This window comes from Paracoccus alkanivorans (assembly GCF_003697785.1).
Taxonomy (GTDB): domain Bacteria; phylum Pseudomonadota; class Alphaproteobacteria; order Rhodobacterales; family Rhodobacteraceae; genus Paracoccus; species Paracoccus alkanivorans.
The window spans coordinates 476,259-498,404 of sequence record NZ_QOKZ01000002.1 but is presented as its reverse complement, the minus strand read 5'-3'; the positions used below and the strand labels follow the sequence as shown (position 1 = coordinate 498,404).

At 63.7% G+C, this 22,146-nt stretch carries 20 protein-coding genes and 1 other RNA gene; 19 read left to right on the top strand and 2 right to left on the bottom strand.

Annotated features, from left to right (window positions below; genetic code table 11):
- The first annotated feature begins 1 nt into the window (after window position 1).
- The 15 genes from ftsA to C9E81_RS06990 all read left to right on the top strand — a co-directional run bounded on the left by ftsA (window position 2) and on the right by C9E81_RS06990 (window position 15,901).
- Complete coding sequence (gene ftsA / locus C9E81_RS07065) at window positions 2–1,336, top strand: cell division protein FtsA (RefSeq protein WP_122111585.1); 1,335 nt, start codon at window positions 2–4, stop codon at window positions 1,334–1,336.
- 221 nt (window positions 1,337–1,557) lie between these two features.
- On the top strand, window positions 1,558–3,168 hold the full coding sequence (gene ftsZ / locus C9E81_RS07060) for a cell division protein FtsZ (RefSeq protein WP_122111584.1): 1,611 nt from the start codon (window positions 1,558–1,560) through the stop codon (window positions 3,166–3,168).
- A 228-nt stretch (window positions 3,169–3,396) separates the two neighbouring features.
- Window positions 3,397–4,329, top strand: a complete 933-nt coding sequence (lpxC, locus tag C9E81_RS07055) for a UDP-3-O-acyl-N-acetylglucosamine deacetylase (RefSeq protein ID WP_122111583.1) — start codon at window positions 3,397–3,399, stop codon at window positions 4,327–4,329.
- Window positions 4,330–4,520: 191 nt separating this feature from the next.
- Window positions 4,521–5,372: an outer membrane protein assembly factor BamD gene (locus C9E81_RS07050; RefSeq protein ID WP_166461836.1), complete on the top strand. Its 852-nt coding sequence runs from the start codon at window positions 4,521–4,523 to the stop codon at window positions 5,370–5,372.
- Between the two features lie 40 nt (window positions 5,373–5,412).
- Window positions 5,413–7,059, top strand: coding sequence for a DNA repair protein RecN (recN, locus tag C9E81_RS07045; protein ID WP_122111582.1), 1,647 nt, complete (start codon window positions 5,413–5,415; stop codon window positions 7,057–7,059).
- 180 nt (window positions 7,060–7,239) lie between these two features.
- Window positions 7,240–7,500, top strand: a complete 261-nt coding sequence (locus C9E81_RS07040) for a DUF2312 domain-containing protein (RefSeq protein WP_122111581.1) — start codon at window positions 7,240–7,242, stop codon at window positions 7,498–7,500.
- Between the two features lie 874 nt (window positions 7,501–8,374).
- On the top strand, window positions 8,375–9,583 hold the full coding sequence (locus C9E81_RS07030) for a Hint domain-containing protein (RefSeq protein WP_243698541.1): 1,209 nt from the start codon (window positions 8,375–8,377) through the stop codon (window positions 9,581–9,583).
- Window positions 9,584–9,882: 299 nt separating this feature from the next.
- Window positions 9,883–11,067, top strand: coding sequence for a dipeptidase (locus tag C9E81_RS07025; RefSeq protein WP_122111846.1), 1,185 nt, complete (start codon window positions 9,883–9,885; stop codon window positions 11,065–11,067).
- A gap of 10 nt (window positions 11,068–11,077) precedes the next feature.
- Window positions 11,078–11,461 (top strand): D-ribose pyranase, encoded by a 384-nt coding sequence (gene rbsD, locus C9E81_RS07020; RefSeq protein WP_122111578.1) that lies wholly within the window; start codon window positions 11,078–11,080, stop codon window positions 11,459–11,461.
- Window positions 11,462–11,493: 32 nt separating this feature from the next.
- Window positions 11,494–12,174 carry an MOSC domain-containing protein gene (locus tag C9E81_RS07015; protein ID WP_122111577.1) on the top strand — a complete coding sequence of 227 codons (681 nt, stop codon included), beginning with the start codon at window positions 11,494–11,496 and terminating at the stop codon, window positions 12,172–12,174.
- 5 nt (window positions 12,175–12,179) lie between these two features.
- Window positions 12,180–13,019 carry a pyridoxal kinase gene (pdxY, locus tag C9E81_RS07010; protein ID WP_122111845.1) on the top strand — a complete coding sequence of 280 codons (840 nt, stop codon included), beginning with the start codon at window positions 12,180–12,182 and terminating at the stop codon, window positions 13,017–13,019.
- 36 nt (window positions 13,020–13,055) lie between these two features.
- Window positions 13,056–13,499, top strand: coding sequence for a PaaI family thioesterase (locus tag C9E81_RS07005; protein WP_122111576.1), 444 nt, complete (start codon window positions 13,056–13,058; stop codon window positions 13,497–13,499).
- Between the two features lie 74 nt (window positions 13,500–13,573).
- Window positions 13,574–14,044: a DsrE family protein gene (locus tag C9E81_RS07000; protein WP_122111844.1), complete on the top strand. Its 471-nt coding sequence runs from the start codon at window positions 13,574–13,576 to the stop codon at window positions 14,042–14,044.
- A gap of 13 nt (window positions 14,045–14,057) precedes the next feature.
- Window positions 14,058–14,412: a transfer-messenger RNA gene (gene ssrA, locus C9E81_RS06995) on the top strand.
- 346 nt (window positions 14,413–14,758) lie between these two features.
- A complete protein-coding gene (locus C9E81_RS06990; protein ID WP_122111575.1) occupies window positions 14,759–15,901 on the top strand; it encodes a Hint domain-containing protein in 1,143 nt (380 codons plus the stop codon).
- A gap of 61 nt (window positions 15,902–15,962) precedes the next feature.
- Here the strand turns inward: C9E81_RS06990 and C9E81_RS06985 are convergent, their stop codons facing one another.
- Window positions 15,963–16,244, bottom strand: coding sequence for a hypothetical protein (locus C9E81_RS06985; RefSeq protein WP_122111574.1), 282 nt, complete (start codon window positions 16,242–16,244; stop codon window positions 15,963–15,965).
- 422 nt (window positions 16,245–16,666) lie between these two features.
- On the opposite strand from C9E81_RS06985, the gene C9E81_RS06975 reads away from it, so the two are divergent.
- The 4 genes from C9E81_RS06975 (at window position 16,667) to C9E81_RS06960 (ending at window position 20,611) form a co-directional block, all read left to right on the top strand.
- Complete coding sequence (locus C9E81_RS06975; protein WP_122111572.1) at window positions 16,667–17,527, top strand: FAD binding domain-containing protein; 861 nt, start codon at window positions 16,667–16,669, stop codon at window positions 17,525–17,527.
- Between the two features lie 3 nt (window positions 17,528–17,530).
- Window positions 17,531–18,013 (top strand): (2Fe-2S)-binding protein, encoded by a 483-nt coding sequence (locus tag C9E81_RS06970; RefSeq protein ID WP_122111571.1) that lies wholly within the window; start codon window positions 17,531–17,533, stop codon window positions 18,011–18,013.
- Complete coding sequence (locus C9E81_RS06965; RefSeq protein ID WP_122111570.1) at window positions 18,013–20,259, top strand: xanthine dehydrogenase family protein molybdopterin-binding subunit; 2,247 nt, start codon at window positions 18,013–18,015, stop codon at window positions 20,257–20,259. Before C9E81_RS06970 ends, C9E81_RS06965 begins: the two co-directional genes overlap by 1 nt.
- 85 nt (window positions 20,260–20,344) lie before the next feature.
- Entirely contained in the window at window positions 20,345–20,611 is a 267-nt protein-coding gene (locus C9E81_RS06960) for a MoaD/ThiS family protein (RefSeq protein ID WP_243698540.1), read from the top strand.
- A gap of 595 nt (window positions 20,612–21,206) precedes the next feature.
- Here the strand turns inward: C9E81_RS06960 and rocF are convergent.
- The gene (gene rocF / locus C9E81_RS06955; RefSeq protein ID WP_122111569.1) at window positions 21,207–22,127 is read right to left on the bottom strand and encodes an arginase; all 921 of its coding nucleotides are present in this window, start codon (window positions 22,125–22,127) and stop codon (window positions 21,207–21,209) included.
- Between the last annotated feature and the right edge of the window lie 19 nt (window positions 22,128–22,146).

The following is a 22,146-nucleotide window of genomic DNA, read 5'->3' as shown; positions in this document are numbered from 1 at the left end:
TATGGCGGAACTGTATCAGACGCAGCGGGCGATGCGGAACATGCGCCGGGCGGCCTTGCAGCGCGGGGTGATCGGGATCCTCGATATCGGAACTTCGAAGATCGCCTGCATGGTGCTGAAATTCGACGGCACCGGAACCTTCCGCGAAACCGATGGGGTCGGCCCGATGGCCGGGCAGGCGAATTTCCGGGTGATCGGCGCGGCCTCGACCCGTTCGCGCGGCGTCCGCCGGGGCGAGATCGACACGATGGCCGAGACCGAGCGCGCGATTCGCACCGTCGTGGCCGCCGCGCAGAAGCTGGCCGGGGTCAGGGTCGATCATGTCATCGCCTGCATGTCGGGCGGGCGCCCGGCCTCCTATGGGCTGAACGGCGAGATCACCCTGCAATCGGGCAAGGTGACCGAGCATGACGTGGCCTCGGTGATGGCCGCATGCGACACGCCCGATTTCGGGCGCGGGCGCGAGGTGCTGCATGCGCAGCCGGTGAATTTCGCCGTGGACAACCGCAGCGGGCTGGGCGATCCGCGCGACCATGCGGGCAACAGGCTTGCCTGCGACATGCATGTGCTGACCATCGACGGCGACCTGATCGGCAACCTTGTGCAATGCATCCGCCGCTGCGATCTGGAACTGGCGGGGATCGCCTCGGCGGGCTATGCCTCGGCCCGGGCCAGCCTGGTCGAGGATGAGCAGGAACTGGGCAGCGCCTGTATCGATTTCGGCGGCGGCGGGACGAGCGTTTCAATTTTTGTAAAGAAACACATGATCTTCGCCGACCATGTTAGAATTGGCGGGAATCTGGTCACGCAGGATCTGGCGCAGGGGCTGCGGGTTTCCCTGCCGGTGGCAGAGCGGCTCAAGACCCTCAATGGCGGTGTCGAGGCCACCGGGCGCGACGATCGCGAGATGATCGAGGTGGGCGGCGATACCGGCGATTGGGAGGCCGACCGCCGCACCGTCAGCCGCGCCGATGTCATCGGAGTGATGCGCCCGAGGGTCGAGGAAATTCTGGAGAATGTGCGGCAAGTGCTTGATGCGGCGGGGTTCGATCACATGCCCAGCCAGCAGATCGTGCTGACCGGCGGAGGCAGCCAGATCCCGGGGCTGGACGGTCTTGCGACGCGTATCCTGGGGCCGAATATCCGCTGTGGGCGGCCCTTGCGCATCGACGGGCTGGCCCATCAGCTGACCGATCCCAGCTTTTCCAGCGCCGTCGGGCTGGCGCTGTTCGCGGCCCATCCGCAGGACGAGTGGTGGGATTTCGAGATGCCGGCGGATGCCTATCCGGCACGCAGTCTCAAGCGGGCCTATCGATGGTTCCGCAATAACTGGTAGCCGGGTTGCGTCCTGATGGTGGAAGGCCCGCGGCCAACCACCATATCAAGGTAATTTGGCAAGATACCGCCGATAGTTACGGAAAAGACCGCCATATTTTGCGGTCGAATCGTGTTTTTCGGGTGACGGACAGGGGCATGTCCGCTACGATTGGGTCTAATAAGGGGGATTCGGACGGGTGAATTAAGCCCGCCACGATCAGCGACAAACAGGCGGAAACCATGAACCTCAATCTGATGATGAACGACGAACAAGAGCTCAAGCCCAGGATCACCGTATTCGGTGTTGGCGGTGCGGGCGGCAACGCGGTCAACAACATGATCGAGAAACAGCTCGACGGGGTCGAGTTCGTGGTCGCCAATACCGACGCGCAGGCCCTGGCGCAGTCGCGCTCGACCAGCCGCGTGCAGATGGGCCCGAAAGTGACCGAGGGGCTGGGCGCCGGCGCCAAGCCCTCGATCGGCGCCAAGGCGGCCGAGGAAACCATCGAGGATATCGTCGATCACCTGATGGGCGCGCATATGTGCTTCATCACCGCCGGGATGGGCGGCGGCACCGGCACCGGCGCCGCGCCGATCATCGCCCAGGCCGCGCGCGAGATGGGCATCCTGACGGTCGGCGTCGTGACCAAGCCCTTCCAGTTCGAGGGCACAAAGCGGATGCGCCAGGCCGAAGAGGGTGTCGAGGCACTGCAGAAGGTCGTGGACACGCTGATCATCATTCCCAACCAGAACCTGTTCCGGCTGGCGAACGAGAAGACCACCTTTACCGAAGCCTTCGCGATGGCCGATGACGTGCTGTATCAGGGCGTCAAGGGCGTGACCGACCTGATGGTCCGCCCGGGCCTGATCAACCTCGACTTCGCCGATGTCCGTGCCGTCATGGACGAGATGGGCAAGGCGATGATGGGCACGGGCGAGGCCTCCGGCGACAACCGGGCGCAGGAGGCGGCCGAGCGTGCCGTCGCCAACCCGCTCCTGGACGAGATCAGCCTGAACGGCGCCAAGGGCGTGCTGATCAACATCACCGGCGGCTATGACATGACCCTGTTCGAACTGGACGAGGCCGCCAATGTCATCCGCGACAAGGTCGACTCGGATGCCAATATCATCGTCGGCTCGACCCTCGATCCGGATATGGACGGCTCGCTTCGCGTGTCGGTCGTGGCGACCGGTATCGACGCCTCGGCGGCGCAGGAGGATGTGCCCGCCCCGCGCCGCAGCATGGCCGAGCCGCTGACCCAGAACCCGCCGGTTGCGCGCGGCAACGCCGATGTCGCCGCGGAAGAGGATGATCTGCCGGTTCCGCCGCGCCGGGCTCCGGCCGCGATCAGCGAGCCCCGGACGGAGGGGCCCGCCCCCGCCGCGCGGGAAGAGGACGACCTGCCGCCTCCGGCGTGGCAGTCCCGGCCGCAGTCCCGCGCCGCCGCCGCGGTCCAGATCGAGGATGACGCCAGCGGATTTGTCGCGCCCAAGCCGGCGGGTGGCGATCGCGGCCAGCCCAAACCCGAGGTGCTGGAGCGGCTGCGCAAGGCCGTCGAGCATCAGGGCGAGCGCCAGGCGGCCCGGCAGCCGCAAGCCCGGCCCGAGACCGAGGCGAGCCGCGTCCAGAGCCGGATGAGCGGCCTTGGCCGGATGCTGGAGCGGATGGCCGGTCATAACGATCAGGGCGGTCAGGCCAAGCCTGCCGCGGCCTCCATCGCCGAGCGCGTCAACGAGCGGGTTGCCGTCCGCGCGCGCCAGCAGGAGGCGGATTTCGACGATCTGGCAAGCCCCGACAATGGCGACGACAACGTGGAAATTCCCGCCTTCCTGCGTCGTCAGGCGAACTAGGCTCATCACAAAACTGTCGCAACGCTTGATCGAAAGGGCCGCAGGAAGCGGCCTTTTCTTGTTTTTATACAAACGATTGACTTTCGTCCTTGTTTTCCTGCACCGGAATCGGCGGCGAATGTTACACCCGGTTACAATTCGTTAATTGAACGCCTGCCCGCTTCGCCTTAGCTGGGATGAAGACGGAATAACCATGTTCTGATCAACAGAATGTAAGGCAGGCAGATCATGCAGGCGACGCTTAAAACGAATGCGATCTTTGAAGGGGTTGGTTTGCACTCCGGTGCGGCAACCCGGCTGGAGATCCATCCCGCACCGGCTGGCCATGGCATCCTGTTCCGCCGGATCGATCTTTCACCGGCTGTCGATATACCGGCCCGTTGGGACCATGTGACGCCCTCCCAGCTATGCACATTGCTGGACAACGGGCAGGGGCAGACCCTGTCCACGGTCGAGCATGTCATGGCCGCGCTGGCCGGCACCGGTGTTCATAACGCGCTGATCGAGGTGAACGGTCCCGAAGTGCCGATTCTCGACGGTTCCGCCGCGCCCTTCGTCAAGGGCATCCTGCGCGCGGGCATCCGGATGCAGCCCGATCCGCTCCGCGCCATTCGCGTGCTCCGCCCCGTGGAACTGCGCGAGGGCGAGGCTTATGCCCGGCTGTCCCCCGCCGACCACCTGGAGATCGAGTTCGATATCGATTTCGTGGACGAGGCGATCGGCCACCAGGAAAAGCGGCTGGACATGGCCAACGGCGCCTTTCTGCGCGAACTGGCCGACAGCCGCACCTTTTGCCGGCAGGCGGATGTGGACATGATGCGCAAGAACGGTCTCGCGCTTGGCGGAACCTATCTGAACGCCGTTGTCGTGGACGGTGCGCAGGTGCTGTCCCCGGGCGGGCTGCGCCATGCCGACGAGGCGGTGCGTCACAAGATGCTGGACGCCATGGGCGACCTGGCGCTGGCGGGCGCCCCGCTGCTGGCACGTTATACCGGGCACCGTGCCGGTCATGGAATGACCAACCGGCTGCTGCGCGCCCTGTTCGCCGATCCGACGGCCTGGACATGGGAAACCTGTTCGCCCGATCTGGCGGACCGTCTGCCGGGGGCAGGGGTTGCAGCCTACTCATTTCTGGTCAATGACGAGTTGGTCGCGCAGTAATGCGCGGCCTTTTTCACGCTGTCGCGGACGGGCTTTCCGCTGCGGTATTCAGGCAGGCTTTCGCCCCTTAATCAATTCTCATGCAGAATTCAACGGATTGCCATTTTGCGCCCCCTGATGTTCTGTGCTAGGAGATGCCGGCTACCCGGTCAAAAGGGTGGCGGCACAGCAGAATCGTTGGGCAGGTGAAGATGGTGCGCTCGAAAATCTCGGCTTCCTTGATGGCTGCTGTGTTGGCAGGCATGACCCTTTCGGGATGTTCCGCCCTCCGCGGCTCGGATGACAAGGAACAGAACCTTGAAAGGTTCACCGCCGAGCAAATCTACAAGCGGGGCGAATACGAGCTGGAAAACAGCCGCAGGCCCGAGGACGCGGTTCATTATTTCAGCGAGGTCGAACGGCTTTATCCCTATTCGGAATGGGCCAAGCGGGCGCTGATCATGCAGGCCTACGGCCATCACCGCGCCGGCGAATACGAAGAGGCGCGCGGGGCCGCGCAGCGCTTCATCGACACCTATCCGGGCGATGCGGATGCCGCTTATGCGAAATACCTGCTGGCGCTGTCCTATTACGACCAGATCGACGATGTCGGCCGGGACCAGGGCCTGACCTTCCAGGCGCTGGTGGCGCTGCGCGAGGTGATCGAGGAATATCCCGACAGCGAATATGCCCGCAGCGCGATCCTGAAATTCGATCTCGCTTTCGACCATCTTGCCGCCAAGGAGATGGAAATCGGGCGCTACTACCTGAAGAAAGGCCATTACGCCGCGTCGGTCAACCGGTTCCGCGTCGTGGTCGAGGAATTCCAGACCACGACCCAGACACCCGAGGCGTTGCTTCGTCTGGTCGAGGCCTATCTGGCGCTTGGCCTCAATGACGAGGCGCAGACGGCGGGGGCGATTCTGGGCTATAACTTCCAGTCGTCGCCTTTCTACGAGGATGCCTATCGCCAGCTTCGCGGGCGTGGCCTGTCGCTCGAGGCGCGGGGCGACAGTTGGCTGACCAATGTTTACCGCCAGATGGTTCAGGGGAAATGGCTGTGACCTTCGCCCTCTAGGGTCGGGCGCGGCCTGCCGGAGCACGATGCTGCAATCGCTGGAAATCCGCGACATGCTCTTGATCGACCGGCTGGAGCTTTGCTTCGCGCCCGGTCTGAACGTGCTGACCGGCGAAACCGGGGCGGGCAAATCGATCCTGCTGGATTGCCTTGGCTTCGTTCTCGGCTGGCGCGGCCGTGCCGATCTGGTCCGGCAGGGGGCGGCGCAGGGAGAGGTGACGGCGGTATTCGACCTGCCCGCAGGCCACCCGGCACGCGCGATTCTGGCCGAGGCGGGAATCGAGATCGACGAGGACGAATTGATCCTGCGCCGCGTCAATGGCGGCGATGGCCGCAAGACCGGATGGGTCAATGACCGGCGTGTCTCGGGCGAGGTCCTGCGTCAGCTCTCCGAACAACTGGTCGAGCTGCATGGTCAGCATGACGATCGCGGCCTTCTGAATCCGCGCGGACATCGCGCGCTTCTGGACGCTTTCGGACGGCTGGACCTGTCCCCGGTCCGGCAGGCCTGGGTGGTTCGCCGGGAGGCCCGGACGGCTCTGGCCAGGGCCGAGGCGGAACTGGCTGCCGCCCGCGAGGAAGAGGAATATCTGCGTCACGCGGTCAAGGAACTCGACGATCTGGCGCCGCAGCCGGGCGAAGAGGCCGAACTGGACACGCGCCGCCGCAGCATGCAGGCCGCCGCGCGTATCCGCGAGGATGTCCTGCGCGCCCTGCAGATGCTGGGGCCGGAAGGCGCGGAAGGGGCGATTCTGGATGCGAACCGCTGGCTCGAAGGGGCCGCGGAAGGTGCCGAGGGGCGGCTTGATGCGTCGATCAGCGCCCTTTCCCGGGCACTGATCGAACTGGGAGAGGCCCATGGCGGGGTCGAGGCCGCCCTGTCGGAAATGGATTTCGATCCGATGGAACTGGAGAATACCGAAGAGCGTCTGTTCGCATTGCGGGCGCTGGCACGGAAACATGACGTGCTGGCGGATGACCTGTCGGGGCTTGGCGATGAGCTGCGCGAACGCCTGGACCGGATCGATGCGGGCGAGGAAACGCTGACCGCGTTGCGCCAGAAGGCCGAGTCCGCGGACCACGCCTGGCAGCAGGCGGCGGATACCCTGAGCGCGGCGCGCGCCGAGGCGGCCGGGCGGCTGGACAAGGCGGTGATGGCGGAACTCGCGCCGCTCAGGATGGAGCGGGCGGTTTTCGAGACCGGGATCACGCGAAACGATCCGGGGCCGGACGGACAGGATGCCGTGGCCTTCACCGTTGCCACCAATCCCGGCGCACCGGCAGGACCGCTGGACAAGATCGCTTCGGGCGGGGAATTGTCGCGCTTCCTGCTGGCATTGAAGGTCTGCCTTGCGCGGGGAAATGACGCGCTGGTGATGATCTTTGACGAGATCGACCGGGGTGTTGGCGGCGCAACCGCCGATGCGGTGGGGCGGCGGCTGAAGAAACTGGCGCAGGATGCGCAGGTTCTGGTGGTGACGCATTCGCCGCAGGTCGCCGCCCTTGGCGACCGGCATTTCCATGTCTCGAAAACGGTCGAGAGGGGCATGACGACATCCGCCGTGACCGAACTGGCCCCCGGCCCGCGCGTGAGCGAGATCGCGCGCATGCTGTCGGGGGACAGGATCACGGATGCCGCCGCCGCCGCCGCCCGGGCACTGCTGGACGGGTAATGTTGCCAGCCATGCGGATGAACGGGGAGGGCGGCGAGACCCTGGCCGGCGGCCGGGGCCGGGCCGCTTCCCTCGCCACCGGCACAGGCGGAATTGCCCCGCGATGCAGTTGCGGACACGGGATTGACAAGGCAAAAGCTGTTACCGAATGAACGATACAAACCCGAGGTAAGGTGCATCATGGATCAAGTGACTGAACAGGATAAATACAATGTCACCGCGGCGGAGCTTCGCCAGTTCGTCGAACAGATCGAGCAGCTGGAAGCCGAGAAGAAAGACATTGCCGAGCAGATCAAGGAGATCTTCGCGGAAAGCAAAAGCCGTGGCTACGATTCCAAGGCGCTCAAGACCATCATATCGCTGAGAAAGAAGGACAAGGACCAGCGGGCCGAGGAAGAAGCGGTGCTGGAACTGTACAAGGAAGCGCTTGGCATGAACTGATCGGGCGGAACCCGTTCGGGGTCAGGCCGTTTCCATGCCCTCCCGCATGCGCGGATGCCGGACATCGGCTGGAGCAGCTTGCAGCTGATCGGGTTCAGTTGCGAGTTGCGCCCCGCGATCGGGGCGTGCCCCCATCCGGCCCATCCGGGCCGGATTCCCCCGGGATATTTGCATGAAGAAGAAGCGGGCCGGGGTGGATTCGATCAAGTGCAAATGCTCTGACCGGAAAGCGTCACGGCAGGAGGCCGAAGCGCGGCCATGATGTCGTCCTGTCGGCAATATCAGGCTCATGAGAAAAGCCCGCGCCGGTGAGGCGCGGGCTTGACGATGAAATCATATGCCTCAAAGCCTTTGCTCGCTAATGGAGTGAGCATACCCGAATCGGGACCATGCGCGCCATAAGTGCGATTACCCAGTTATCATTACCTGTGAAATGACGCGCATGGAGGCGGCAACTCGTAACCGCGGGCGAGGCGCAGCCTCAGTCCCGCTTACCCTCAACGTGCCGTTGTGCCTCGTCATCGAGCTTGGGTTTATGGATGCCTTGAGGCGTGGAGACACCTAGAGTCTGGCAATTCTTGGTCATTGTCATTCTCCTTGATGAGGGTTCTGTATATCACGGCTGCGTGAAAGGTAAATGACATTGCCCGCCCCGCCCGTGAAACGGGATCCGGGCAGATCCATTACCACCGGCCCTAACCGAAAATTCGTTAATATCGGCAACGGGCTAGAGAATCCCGCCAAGGCGGAACGGTCTCGCCAAGGCGGAACGGTTCGTCCCGTCTGTCCATGCGGTTGCCCGGCCATTGGAGGCGCCCAGGTTGAAGCGATCCCGATATCTGTTAAATATGGTATACAAATTTGGGGGGGAACTATGGCAGCAAATACACTACAGCCGGTGACTGTATTTGGGCGGAATAATTTTGAATGGCGGTTTGCCGGGGAAACCGAATGGAGGTCGGGCGTTCCCGACGAGGGGAGCGGGCGTGCTTACAGCAGCACTTGGACCGGGGAAATGCAAATCAGGTTCGTCGGGGGCGGGGATTCCGCCACCTTCGACATATGGGACGACGATACTCGAGACGATGGCGATGATCTGGACGAATATGTTGCGCGCGGCGGCGGTTCACGCCATCAGGAAATCGCCGAAGCGGTTACACTGAACGGCGAAACTTGGCAGCCGAGGGGGGACACCGGATACGGGCCGCAACTTCAGGCAGACTGGGTTCTGACATCCTCCGATTTTTCAAAGATCGGGGACGGCGCCACAGAAGGTGACAATACCATCACAGCTGGACATGCGCTGATCGGGGTGAGTTTTGAGGAAAGGGTCAACGTCAACGGTCTCAGTAATCATACCGACGGTATTATCTTCGCCGGAGACACCCAGCCCACACCCGGCGAAATTTACAGTTTCACCCCCTCTGGCAGACAGAGTGCTTACCCGATCGACTACTCGTCCCTCGTCACCTGCTTTACGACAGGCACCCTGATCGAAACCTGCAATGGCCCTGTCCCGATCGAAAAACTTGGCGTCGGCGACATGGTGCGCAGCTGCGATCACGGCTTGCAGCCTGTTCGCTGGATTGGCGCGACGCGGGTGGATCGCTCCGCACTCGCCAGAAACCCGAAACTGTTGCCGGTGCGCATAAAAGCAGGTGCGCTGACCCAAGGTCTGCCCCGGCATGACCTGCTCGTCAGCCGCCAGCACAGAATGCTCGTCCGCTCTGAAATTGCTCGGCGGATGTTCGGAACCAAGGAGGTTCTGGTCCCTGCGATCCAGCTGGTCGGGTGGGACGGAATCGATATCGCGACAGATGTCGACAGCGTCACTTACTGGCATGTCATGTTTGATGCCCATGAAGTGATCTTTGCCCATGGAACGCCAAGCGAAAGCCTGTTTGCCGGACCGATGGCGCTGGCAAGCCTGTCGCCGGACGCGCTTGAGGAAATCACGACATTGTTTCCGGAGGTTGCGGCCCCGGATTTTGCCGGGGTTCCGGCGCGGCAATTCGCCTCGAGAGGCGCGGCGGTCAGGCAGCTTGTCGCAAGACACGCGAGGCAAGGCAAGCCGTTGCTGTAGCCTGTCATTTTCGTGACAGGAACGCGGATACCGGATCTGAACCGTGAAACGATCCCGCCTCTGCCAAAAGAGGCGGGATCGTTGATTCTGCGCGATCCGGCACCCGGAACCAGCCGCTGGACGATTATGCCACCAACTTGCGGCCCGGGATTGCCTCAATTCCCTCGGGGCAGCGGGTTTCACTGCCCGTCAAGCGCGGTAGGATTTTGTTTTCACATATTTTCAGACGCAAAACCGGTATCCATCCCGGCTGGAAATGCTTTAATGCCATACAGGAGCGCGGCTGACGGGAGCGGATGATGTTGAAGCGGATTTTCCTTGGACTGGTCGTTCTGCTCATCCTCGGGGCTGCCGCATTCTTCACTTTCGCGCCCGGCTATGTCGAGCGCAGCCAGAATCCGGTGGCCATGCCCGCAGAAGGCTGGCCGGTCTCGGATGAGGCCGCTTCATTGCACCGCGAACTGGTGATCGGCGACTGGCATGCCGATTCGCTGCTTTGGGACCGCGATCTGCTGAAGCGCGGGGGGCGCGGGCACACCGATTTTCCCCGGCTGCTGGAGGGTAACGTCGCCTTGCAGGTCTATACGACGGTGACGAAAAGCCCGCGCGGACAGAATTACGATCAGAACAGCGCCGGGGCTCCGGACAATATCACACCGCTGTTCATGGGGCAGTTGCGGCCCGTCCGGTCATGGTTTTCCCTGCGCGAGCGGGCGCTGGTGCAGGCCGAAAACCTGCAACGGATGGCCGAAGAGGCGCCGGAGCTTCTGCGCATCATCCGCACGCGCGGGGATCTGGCGGAACTGCTGGCTGACCGGGCAGGGGGCGAGCGGGTCCTGGGCGTGATGCTGGGCTCGGAGGGCGGGCACCCGCTGGAAGGCGATCTGGCCAATCTGGATGTCCTGTATGACGCCGGTTTCCGGCTGATGGGGCTGACGCATTTCTTTGACAACGAGCTGGGCGGCAGCCTGCATGGCGAAGGCGGCAGCGGTGCCGGGCTGACGGAATTCGGGCATCAGGTGGTCGCGGCGATGATGGAAAAGGGCATGGTGATCGACCTTGCCCATGCCTCGCCGCAGATGGTCGAGGATGTGCTGGCCATCGAGGGCACGCGCCCGATCCTGTCGCATACCGGCATTCACGAGCAATGCGCCAGTCATCGCAACCTGCAGGACGCGCTGGTGAAACGGATTGCGGACAAGGGCGGGGTGATCGGGATCGGCTACTGGGCCGATGTGGTCTGCGGCCGGACCCCTGCCGATATCGCGGCCGCGATCAGGGCCGCGATCGCGCTGGTGGGCGAGGATCATGTCTCGCTCGGGTCGGATTACGACGGCTCGGTCGGTGTGCCTTTCGATGCCGCGCATCTGTCCGCCTTGACTCAGGCGCTGATGGATGCGGGATTGAGCAAGCCGCAAATCGCCAAGGTCATGGGCGGCAACATGATGCGCTACCTGGCGGATATTCTGCCAAGCGGGACTTGAGGAGGTCGGGATGAAACGCGGAGCATTGCTGAATGCGGAACTGTCGGGGCTGGTCGCGGCGATGGGGCATGGCGACCTGCTGGTCATCGGCGATGCCGGCCTGCCTGTTTCGCCGGGGGTGCGCTGTATCGACCTGGCCGTGACCGGCGGCGTGCCCGGCTTTTTCGAGGTGCTGGACGCGGTGCTGTCGGAACTGGTCGTAAAACGTTCCGCCGCCGCGGTCGAGGCCGATCCGGACCTGATCGACCATTTCTCCGTCCGGCAGATCGGAATGCTGGAACGGCTGCCCCATGATGAGCTGAAGCAGGTCAGCAAGGGTGCGCGGGCCATCGTCAGGACCGGCGAGTTCACGCCCTATGCGAATATCTGCCTGTGGTCCGGCGTGGCGTTCTGAGCGGCACCGGCTCCGATGGAAAGGGTATCCGCATGAGCACCGTCACCCTGCTGACCGGCAAGGCAAGGCCGATTGCCGGCACCGGACATGCAAGCGCCATCGCAAAGGCGCCTGTGAAGGGGCCGCTCTCACTTGGGCCGGAAGGTTTCACCGGCGACGAACAGGCGGACCGGCGCGTGCATGGCGGCCCCGAAAAGGCCGTGCATCATTATCCGCGCGATCATTACCCGGCCTGGCGGGACGAGATCGGCGCGCATCCGTTGCTGGATCAGCCCGGCGCTTTTGGCGAGAATATTTCCGCCACGGGGTTGACCGAGGACAATGTGGCGGTGGGCGACATGTTCCGCTTGGGCGGGGCGCTGATACAGGTCTCGCAGGGCCGCCAGCCCTGCTGGAAGCTGAATCATCGTTTCGATGTAACGGACATGGCGCGCCGCGTGCAGGGCAGCGGGCGGACCGGCTGGTATTATCGCGTGTTGGAGCCGGGAACCGTCGCGCCGGGGGACGCGCTTGTCCTGGTCGACCGCCCCGCGCCGGACTGGACCATTCGCCGCCTTTGGCATGTGATGTATGTCGAGCGGATGAATCCCGATGACCTGTCGCGGATGGCGTCGCTGGAGCTATTGGCCGAGGGCTGGAGGCGCCATGCCAGGCGCCGCCTCGAAAGCGGCCGGGTCGAGGATTGGAGCAGCAGGCTGGAGGGTTCCCGATGACGCAGATTGCAAGACCGCCGCTGGTGATCTCGGTTCAAAGCCAGGTGGTGCATGGCCATGTCGGCAATTCGGCTGCGCTGTTCCCGATGCAGGCCGCCGGGCTGGAGATCGCCGCCATTCCCACGGTGATTTTCTCGAATACCCCGGACTATCCGACCCTGCGCGGCGCACCCGTCGCGCCCGGGCTTTTCGCCGACCTGCTTCTGGGGGCCGAGGAACGCGGCCTGCCGCAGCGCGCGGCCTATCTGATGTCGGGCTATATCGGCTCGGTCGAGGTGGCGCGGCTCGTGGCCGATTTCGTGGCGCGCTGCAAACGGGCCAATCCCGCGCTGATCTATATCTGTGATCCGGTGATGGGCGATCATGCGCCGGGACTCTATGTGCCCGAGGAAATCGCCGGGGTGATGCGGGACGGGCTCTTGCCGCTGGCCGATATCGCAACGCCGAATTCCTTCGAACTCGGGCACCTGACCGGCCATCCCATCGTCACGCTGGAGGATTTGCGGCAGGCCGCCGCGGGACTGAGGCTGGCCCCCGGCGCACGGCTCATCGCCACCGGCTGCGAGTTGCAGGACACGCGCAGGGGCTATCTGGAAACCGTCATCCTTGGCCCGGGCGGGCTCAGCCGCCATCCGACCCCGCATATCCCGGTCGCCCTGCCGGGCACCGGGGATCTGTTCGCCGGGCTGGTCGTGGCGGGGCTGGGGAAGGGCCGTCCGCTGCCGGATGCGGTCGAACTGGCGCAGGACCTGACGGGCCGGGCGCTGGACCATGCCCGCCGCATCGGCGCGCGCGAGGTGGTCCTGTTCGAGCCGGGGTTCCGCCGCGCATTGCTGGAAATATGAGCTTTCCGGGAACCTGGACACGAAGGGGATATGCAGATGGAAATCGGGGCGGAACTGGACGGGAATGTCATCCGGCGGGTGCGTGACAGCTTCAACCGGCAGGGGCTGATGGCGCATCTGGGGGCCGAGATCGCCGGGATCCGCGCCGGGCTGGTGACGCTGACCCTGCCGTTTCGGCCGGAACTGACCCAGCAGCACGGCTATTTCCACGCGGGCGGCAGTTCCGCCATCGCCGATACCGCCGGCGGCTACGCGGCCTATACGCTGTTTCCCGAAGGCAGCGCCGTTCTGACGGTCGAGTTCAAGCTGAACCTGATCAATCCCGCCCGCGGCGAAAGGCTGGAGGCGGTGGGGCGGGTGATCAAGCCGGGGCGCACTCTGACGGTGTGCCAGCTCGATGTCCGGGCCGTGGATGGCGCGCGAAGAACCCACGTGGCCACGGGGATGCAGACATTGATCCGGGTAGAAGGCAGCGCCTGAACCCCGGGCGGCAGACATGACCCGGCCATCATGGAATGACCGCCGGGCAGAATTTCGGAACGAAGGAGAAGATCATGCGAGTCCTGACAATCATTGCCGCCGCCGCGATCGGCCTCTGGGCGGTGACAACCGGCACGGCCCGGGCCCAGGAAGATCAGGCACAGCAGGATTACCCGCCACAGAAGGTGGTTTACCATATCAATGCGGATGGCGGCGGGGACGGTGCGGGCTATAAACCCGCGCTCAACAATATCCGCAACCATGTCAATGCGGTCGGCAAGGACAATCTCGATCTGCGCGTGGTCATGCATGGCGATGGCCTGGGCCTGTTGCAGGCCGCGCTGGAAAACCAGCAATTGCAAGGGCTGATTGCCGGGCTCAAGAACGAGGGCGTGCAATTCCTGGTCTGCAACAACACGCTGACCGGGCGCGGGATCGACCCGGAAACCGACCTGTTCGATGTCTGGCCAGAGGATATCGTGCCTTCCGGCGTGGCCGAACTGGCCAGGCTGCAACAGGAGGGCTTTGCCTATATCAAGCCCTGAGCCCCCCGCATCGGTCCTTGCAGCATCCGCCCGGCATGCCTATATTCCACCCTGTTCGGCATCTGCCGGACTATGGACATAAACGCGCTCGTAATAAGCGGATCGGACCCGGGGGCGGTACCCGGCGGCTCCACCATTCACCTTCGTTGGGGGAACATGGGGCCGAAACAGGATCGACGAACGTCTAAAGGGGTTTGCTTTGTCCCGGTGAGCTACCACCGTCATCGGTGCAAAATGTACAGTTGCCAACGACAACCGTGCTCCGGTGGCCGTTGCTGCGTAAGCAGTAACCAAACCGAAACCTTAAGCCCTGACGCCTAGCAGCTTCAGGCGGGGCCCGCAGGAGCCTGGCAACAGAATCCTGCATTTTATTCCCGCTCTTATAGGTATCTGCATTTCCCGGGATGGGGTTTGGATTGATGTAGCCGGGATAAGGCTGGCCGCATCGATCAGGCCATGCCTGCCGGGATGTTTCGTTCACGGCACCGTCGGGCCATCGAATGCCGATTCAGAGGGATCACGTTCTTGCGGCAAAGTGGCCCGTGTGAGCAGGCCGGGAACCGCATAACTTATTGATGATTGAAAGCTCCATTTGACAATACTTACTTAAGCTATATCAATCAAATCTTAACTATGCATGAGTGAGTGACAAGGATTAACCGGGGCGATTAGCAGGGTTGCAAGTTCCGGCGCGTAACGAGTGGGGGTTAGGTTATGGTAACCAGAACTTATGGTACCTGGGGTTGGGTAATTGATATTCCGAATAACAGCGGTAACGATCTAGAGAACATTTCTCCACATACCTATAAAATAGGTTCTGGTGCGGTATATCGGGACGATCTGGCGTTCAGGGACACCTCTGCCAATGAGACGGATCGTCCCTGGATCGGGGACACTGATAATGATGGTGGCTCCCCCCCTGGCGCGGATGAAGGTGTTCTGGTTGATGGGAAGTTCAGTCAGATAAACGAAATTGCAAGATATAATGTTGAAATCGAACTGCAAAAACCCGGTGGGAAACCCGAGGTGCTGGAGTATCGATTTTTTATCATGCAACTTGATTCGGATGGAGCCAATCCGGGTATGACCTTTATCAGGCCCCGGGATGACGATATCCAGGATATGTTGAGCAAGGGGTACAAGCAGACCGATGTCAATTCGATAAGACTTGTATCGAAGTCGACACCCTCGGGATCCTCTGAATACGGCACCCTATACGCTGACTCCTTCGATCAGCCGTTCTGCTACGTTGAGGGTACCGAAATTCTCACAAAAGCTGGTGCACAGCGGGTCGAAAGCCTTGCTCCAGGTGACCTGGTTCTGACCCGTGACAACGGGTATCAACCCGTTCGCTGGATCGGTCATCGCAGCCTAAATGCCGAACAACTGGCCGCCAATCCAAAGCTGCGCCCGATCCGCATCCGGGCGGGTGCATTGGGAGAGAATACGCCTTCCACGGATCTTCTGGTGTCGCGGCAGCACCGCATTCTGATCCGTTCGAGGATTGCCCAGCGGATGTTCGGGACGTCAGAGGTTTTGGTCGCGGCCGTGCAACTGCTGTCGTTCGAAGGGTGCGAGATCGTGGATGATCTTGATGAGGTCGTATATTGCCACCTGCTTTTCGATCGGCACGAGATCGTGATAGCGAACGGAGCTGAAGCCGAGTCACTTTTCACGGGGCCTGAGGCTCTGAAACGAGTAGGACCGGAGGCGGTCGCGGAAATATATGCGCTTTTCCCGGAATTGCGCGATCACGATTATACTCCGGTTGCAGCGCGACCATTTCCGACTTACCGTGATGCACGTAGTCTGCTGCACCGTCATGATAAAAGCATCACGCAGCTTGTATCAGCATGAGATAAGTTCGTATTGCTGTTCTGGTTCATCCGGTTTTGATAGGATCAATATCCAGGCCGGATCACTCCAGGGCATAAATATCGTTGTCGCGGCGGGTGCCGATGACGATACTGCGCGATCCGTTCAGGTGAGAAATCACGGCGGCATCGGTTTCGGCATCCAGATGCTCTTTAACAAGATCGGCGATTTTTTCTCGCGGCTCCCGGCTCGAGAAAAGAACGAATGATTTGCCTTTGCTGATTACAGCTTCGGTCACGGCATTCAATGCCTGATCGAGTTCCGGATATTTCTCCTGAAGCGAAACATTTTCAGCAATGTTGAAAGTCACACAGTAACCGTACATCCCACCCTCTGTGCGCCGGCACGATTCAATCGATCCGTCCGCGCAAGCGTATTGAACCTCGGGCGAAGAGTCCAACGCGAAACCCGAAAACCCGCTGCCCGACGGTTGCGGGGCGGCCGGCCCGTCCGGCGCGCCGCCACCGGCGATATCGTGCCAAGTCGGAAAGAAACGGCACAGGATTCCGGCTGTCGCGGATCATATCCTCGATGATCCGATTTACATCTTCGATCCGAACGGTCATCCTCTTGAACTGGCGGCCCCGATGCGGGGCATGCCGGAGGAATGGAGCCGGACGAAGCGGGGCCGGGACAGGCCGAATGGCTGCACGCGGTGGAATTTGCCACCCTTGCATCCCGGCAACCGGTCGGATCTTTCCGACCCGTCTGAACCGCGATCGTCGTAGCCACGTCAAGGAAGACCACATGCGATATCATACACCATCCAGTTTCGATGATGCGGCAAGGCTTGCGGCCGAAGCCTCCGGGGTGACGCGTTTCCTGGCCGGCGGCACCGATGTGCTGGTCCAGATGCGCGCCGGTGCGGTCCTGCCCGACGACCTGATCGATCTCAAGAAGATCCCGGGCGTGACCGAGATCGCGCAAACCGGGGATGGCGGCTGGAAAATCGGTGTCGCCGTGTCCGGCGCGCGGCTTGGGGCGCATGAGGCGCTGGTGCGGGACTGGCCCGGAGTCGTCGAGGGAATGGAGCTTGTCGGCTCGACACAGGTGCAGGGGCGGGCCACGCTGACCGGCAATCTGTGCAACGGCTCTCCGGCGGCGGATTCGGTGCCCGGGCTGGTCGCGGCGGGCGCGAGTGTCGAGATCACCGCCCCCGGTGGCCGCCGCATCGTGCCGGTCGAGGACATCCCCGCCGGACCCGGCAAGACGACGCTTGCTGCTGGCGAGGTGATTTCCGCCATTCTGCTGCCGCCGCGCGGGGCCGGGGGCGGCGACGCATATCTGCGCTTCATCCCGCGCACCGAGATGGACATCGCGGTGGTCGGCTGCGCCGTCAACCTGCGCGTCGATGGCGGCAGGATCACCGAGGCGCGCGTGGCGCTCGGTGCCGTCAGCCCGAGGATCGAACTGGTCCCCGCCTGCGCCGAGGCCATCATCGGCACATCGCTGGACGATGCGGCGCTGGACGCATTGGCCGGGGCCGCGTCGGCCGCCTGCAACCCCATCGACGACAAGCGCGGAACCGTCGAGTTCCGCACCGAAGTGGCCGGCGTTCTGGCAAAGCGCGCCGCCAGGATAGCCTATGCCCGAGCCAACGGAGACTGATCCATGAGCAAGATGCACGTTACCACCACCGTCAACGGCGATGAGGCCGAGTTCCTCGCCGACCCGCGCGAGACGCTTCTGGACTGCCTGCGCGACCATCTTGGCCTGACCGGCTCCAAGGAAGGCTGCGGCACCGGGGATTGCGGGGCCTGCTCGGTCACGCTCGACGGAGAATTGGTCTGTTCCTGCCTGGTCCTGGGCGTCGAGGCCGCGGGCAAGCGGGTCGAGACCATCGAGGGCATGGCGAATGGCAACGAGCTGCATCCGCTGCAGCGCAAGTTCATCGAACATGCCGCGCTGCAATGCGGCTTCTGCACGCCGGGCTTCCTGGTGGCCGCGAAAGCGCTGCTGGAGCGTAACCCCGACCCGACCGAAACCGAGGTGCGCTATTGGCTGGCGGGGAATCTCTGCCGCTGCACCGGATATGACAAGATCGTCCGCGCCGTGCTCGACGCGGCTGCGGACATGCGCAAGGAGGCTGCGTGATGGCAAAGGATGAGATCAGGGAATTCCGGCTGGTCGGCACCCGGCCCGACCGTCCCGACGGGCTGGACAAGGTAACCGGCCGCGCGCGCTACGGCGCCGATATCTCGGCTCCGGGGATGCTTTGGGGCGCGGTTGTCCGCTCTCCCCATGCGCATGCGCGGATCGTCAGGATCGACAGCTCGAAGGCCGAGGCGCTGGCGGGCGTGAAGGCCGTCGTCACCCGCGCCGATTTTCCCACCGGCCTGACCGGCGAGGACTGGAACCTCCAGGAAAACACCATGGCCGGGGAAAAGGCGCTGTATGACGGCCACGCGGTTGCCGCCGTTGCCGCGACCTCGGCGCTGCGCGCGCAGGAGGCGGCGCGGCTGATCGAGGTCGAATACGAGGTGCTGCCGCATGTCATCGACGTCGATGACGCGATCAGGCCCGACGCGCCGGTGATCCGCGAGGGTGCCGCCGACGCGACCGTGCCCGAGGGCATGCCGCCCAACGTGGTGCGCTATATCGATTTCGGCCGTGGCGATATCGAGGCGGGTTTCGCCGAGGCCGATCTGGTCATGGAGCGCAGCTACAAGACCGAGGCCACCCACCAGGGCTATATCGAGCCGCATGCCTGCCTTGGCCAGCTTGGCGAGGATGGCAAGGGCGAGATGTGGGTCTGCACGCAGGGGCAATGGTTCATCCGCAGGATGTGCACCGCTGTTCTTGGGCTGGAAACCTCGCAACTGCGCGTGACGCCTTCGGAAATCGGCGGCGGATTCGGCGGCAAGACGACGATCTTCATGGAACCCCTGTCGCTGGCGCTCAGCCGCAAGGCGGGCGGACGCCCGGTCAAGATCGTGATGAGCCGCTCCGAGGTGCTGCGGGCGACGGGCCCGACCGCCTCGGCCTCGATGGACGTCAAGATCGGCATGAAGAAGGACGGCACGCTCACCGCCGCCCGGGCCGAGTTCCGGATGCAGGGCGGGGCCTTTCCCGGCGCGCCGGTGGACATGGCGCTTTATTGCGCCTTTGCGCCCTACAAGCTGCCCGCCGTGCAGCATATCGGCTATGACGTGCTGGCGAACCGTCCGAAATGCGCCGCCTACCGCGCGCCGGGTTCGCCCATGGGCGCCTTCGCGGTGGAAAGCCTGCTCGACGAGATGTGCCGCGAACTGGATCTCGACCCGCTCGAAATGCGGCTCAAGAATGCCGTGAATACCGGCGATACCTCCAGCTATGGCCCGAAATTCGGCACCATCGGCCTGATCGAGACGCTGGAGGCCACGCGCGCGCATCCGAACCTGTCCGCGCCGCTCGGGCCGAACCAGGGGCGCGGCATCGCCACCGGCTACTGGTTCAACCATAACGGCGAGACATCGGTGTCGATGGCGCTTTCCGAGGATGGAACCGTGCAGGTCTCGATCGGCACGCCGGATATCGGCGGCAGCCGCGCCTCGATCGCGCTGATGACAGCCGAGACACTGGGGATCCCCTACGAGGATGTCCGCGTCAATGTCGTCGAGACCGGCGCGCTCGGCGTCAACGAGCCGACCCATGGCAGCCGCGCCACATTCGCCTGCGGCAAGGCGGCGGTCGAGGCCGCGCGGCAGGCCATCGGCGAGATGTGCAGGCGGGCCGCCAGCGAATGGGGAATCGACCCGGAGGCCGTCGAATGGATGAACGGCGCGGCACAGCCCGCCGGTCCCAATGCCGGGGAATTCCCGCCGATGACCATCGCCGAGATCGCGGGCAAGATGGGCTCGACCGGCGGGCCGATCTCGGGGCACCATGAATCGGTCCCCGACGGCGTCGGGGCGAGCTTTGGCTGTCATGTCGTCGATGTGGAGGTCGATCCGGAAACCGGCCGCACCACCATCCTGCGCTATCTTGTCGTGCAGGATGCCGGCCGGGCGATCCATCCCTCCTATGTCGAGGGCCAGTATCAGGGCGGCGCGGTGCAGGGCATAGGCTGGGCGCTGAACGAGGCCTATATCTACGGCGAGGACGGGCGGTTGCAGAATTCGGTGTTCCTCGACTACCGGGTGCCGGTGGCCTCGGACCTGCCGATGATCGATACCGAGATCGTCGAGGTGCCCAATCCCGGCCACCCGTTCGGCGTGCGCGGCGTGGGCGAGACGGGCATCACCCCGCCGCTTCCGGCGATCGCCAATGCCATCCACCAGGCCACAGGCGCGCGGCTGCGGCAATTGCCGATGTCACCGCCCAGGGTGTTGGCCGCGATCGGGGAGGCCCGGCAGGGCTAAGGCGATTTCAGCAAGAATGGAGACCGGTTTTGTGTCCGAAAATGCGTAAAGACAAGGACCCGCAGCGTTCCGGAGCTTTGCCGGAATGCCGGAATGCTGCGGGGCGCGCATGGTGAAGGTCAATCTTTGGTCCAGCCTGACCCGGTTCACCGACGGGGAACGGGCGGTCGAGATCGAGGCCGGAACCGTGGCCGAGATTCTGGACGGGCTGACAGCCGCCTATCCGGGCCTCGGGCCGATCCTCGATAGCGGCGTGTCGGTGGTGATCGACGGCGAGATCGCCACCGGGCGCCACACCCCCGTCACACCCGAAAGCGAGGTCTTCCTGATGCAGCGCCTGAAGGGCGGCTGAAGGGCCGGGGCCGAAGGCCAGAGCAGTTTGCAGTTGATCGGGTTCAGCCGCGATCTGCATCCTGCCATGGCCGGGGGCGCTGCCTCCATCCGGCCCGGATGCCCCCGGGGATATCTGCATGAAGAACAAGCGGGCCGGGGTAGGGCTGATCAAACGCAAACTGCGCTGGAGGCTGGACGGCTTGTGCAGACCGTTACACCGGGGGCCCCTTTCCGGTGATTGGTGCGGACGACGGGACTCGAACCCGTACTCTCATGCGAGAAGCAGATTTTCGTACCACTTCGGCTTTCGCCGCCGCCTTTCGGCGTTCGTGGTCTGGACTGTCCCTTCGCCATGACCCGAAGGCTTTAGGCGCCGCCCGTCCAGTCTCTACACCTTCCCCGGTTGGGGCTTGGCTCGGGATTGACCTGGGGCGCGTGTATCTGCCCTTTAGCGTTCCCCGACTTTGAGCGGTTCTACTCCACGGATTTCCCCGCGGGCACTCCAAATTTAAAGTCTGCTGCGTCTACCGATTTCGCCACGTCCGCCGTGACCCCGAGTAGCTAGCCAAGCCGCCCGGATTAATCAAGCGTAACCTGCCGCCCGGCGTTGCGCGTCAATAGCTGCGGGTCGGGCGGTCGAAGACCTTGCGGCCCATCAGCGAGCCGACCAGGTCGACCATCAGCTTGGCGGTGCGTCCCCGGTCGTCGAGGAAAGGGTTGAGCTCGACGAGATCCAGCGAGGTCACGAGCCCGGATTCATGCAGCAGTTCCATCACCAGATGCGCCTCGCGGAAGGTGGCGCCGCCGGGCACGGTGGTGCCGACCGCAGGGGCGATGGAAGGATCGAGGAAATCCACGTCCAGCGAGACATGCAGCATGCCGTTCACGGCGGCGACACGGTCGAGAAAGGCGCTGAGCGGCGCGGCAATGCCCTGTTCGTCCAACACGCGCATGTCGTTCACCGTGATGTCGGTTTCCTGCATGGCGCTATGCTCTGCCGGATCGACGCTGCGGATGCCGAACATGCAGATATTCGCGCCGGGGATCGGGTTGGGAAAGGGCGGGAAGGGCTCGAATCCGGAGCGGCCATTGGCATAGGCCATCGGCGTGCCGTGCAGGTTGCCCGAACTGGTGGTCAGGACGCTGTGGAAATCGCTATGCGCGTCCAGCCAGATCACGAATTGCGGGCGGCTGATGCCTGCGGCATGAGCGGCGACCCCGGCGAGGCTGCCAAGCGCAAGGGAATGATCGCCCCCCATGATGATCGGCATGCCGTCGGACAGGGCGGCGGCGGTGGCCCGGCTCAGCGCGCCGGTCCAGCCGATAACCTCGGGCAGATGGTGAACGGCGGGATTGCCGCAGCTTTCCTGCCTGCCCGGGTCGGGGGCGACATCGCCGCGATCCTCGACGCTGTGGCCAAGCGCGGCAAGGGTATCGCTGATGCCCGCCACGCGATAGGCGGCGGGGCCCATCAGGCAGCCGGGGCGGCGCTGGCCTTCGTCCACGGGTGCGCCGAGAAGGATGCAATGGGTCATGCGGGGCTCCTGTTCCTGT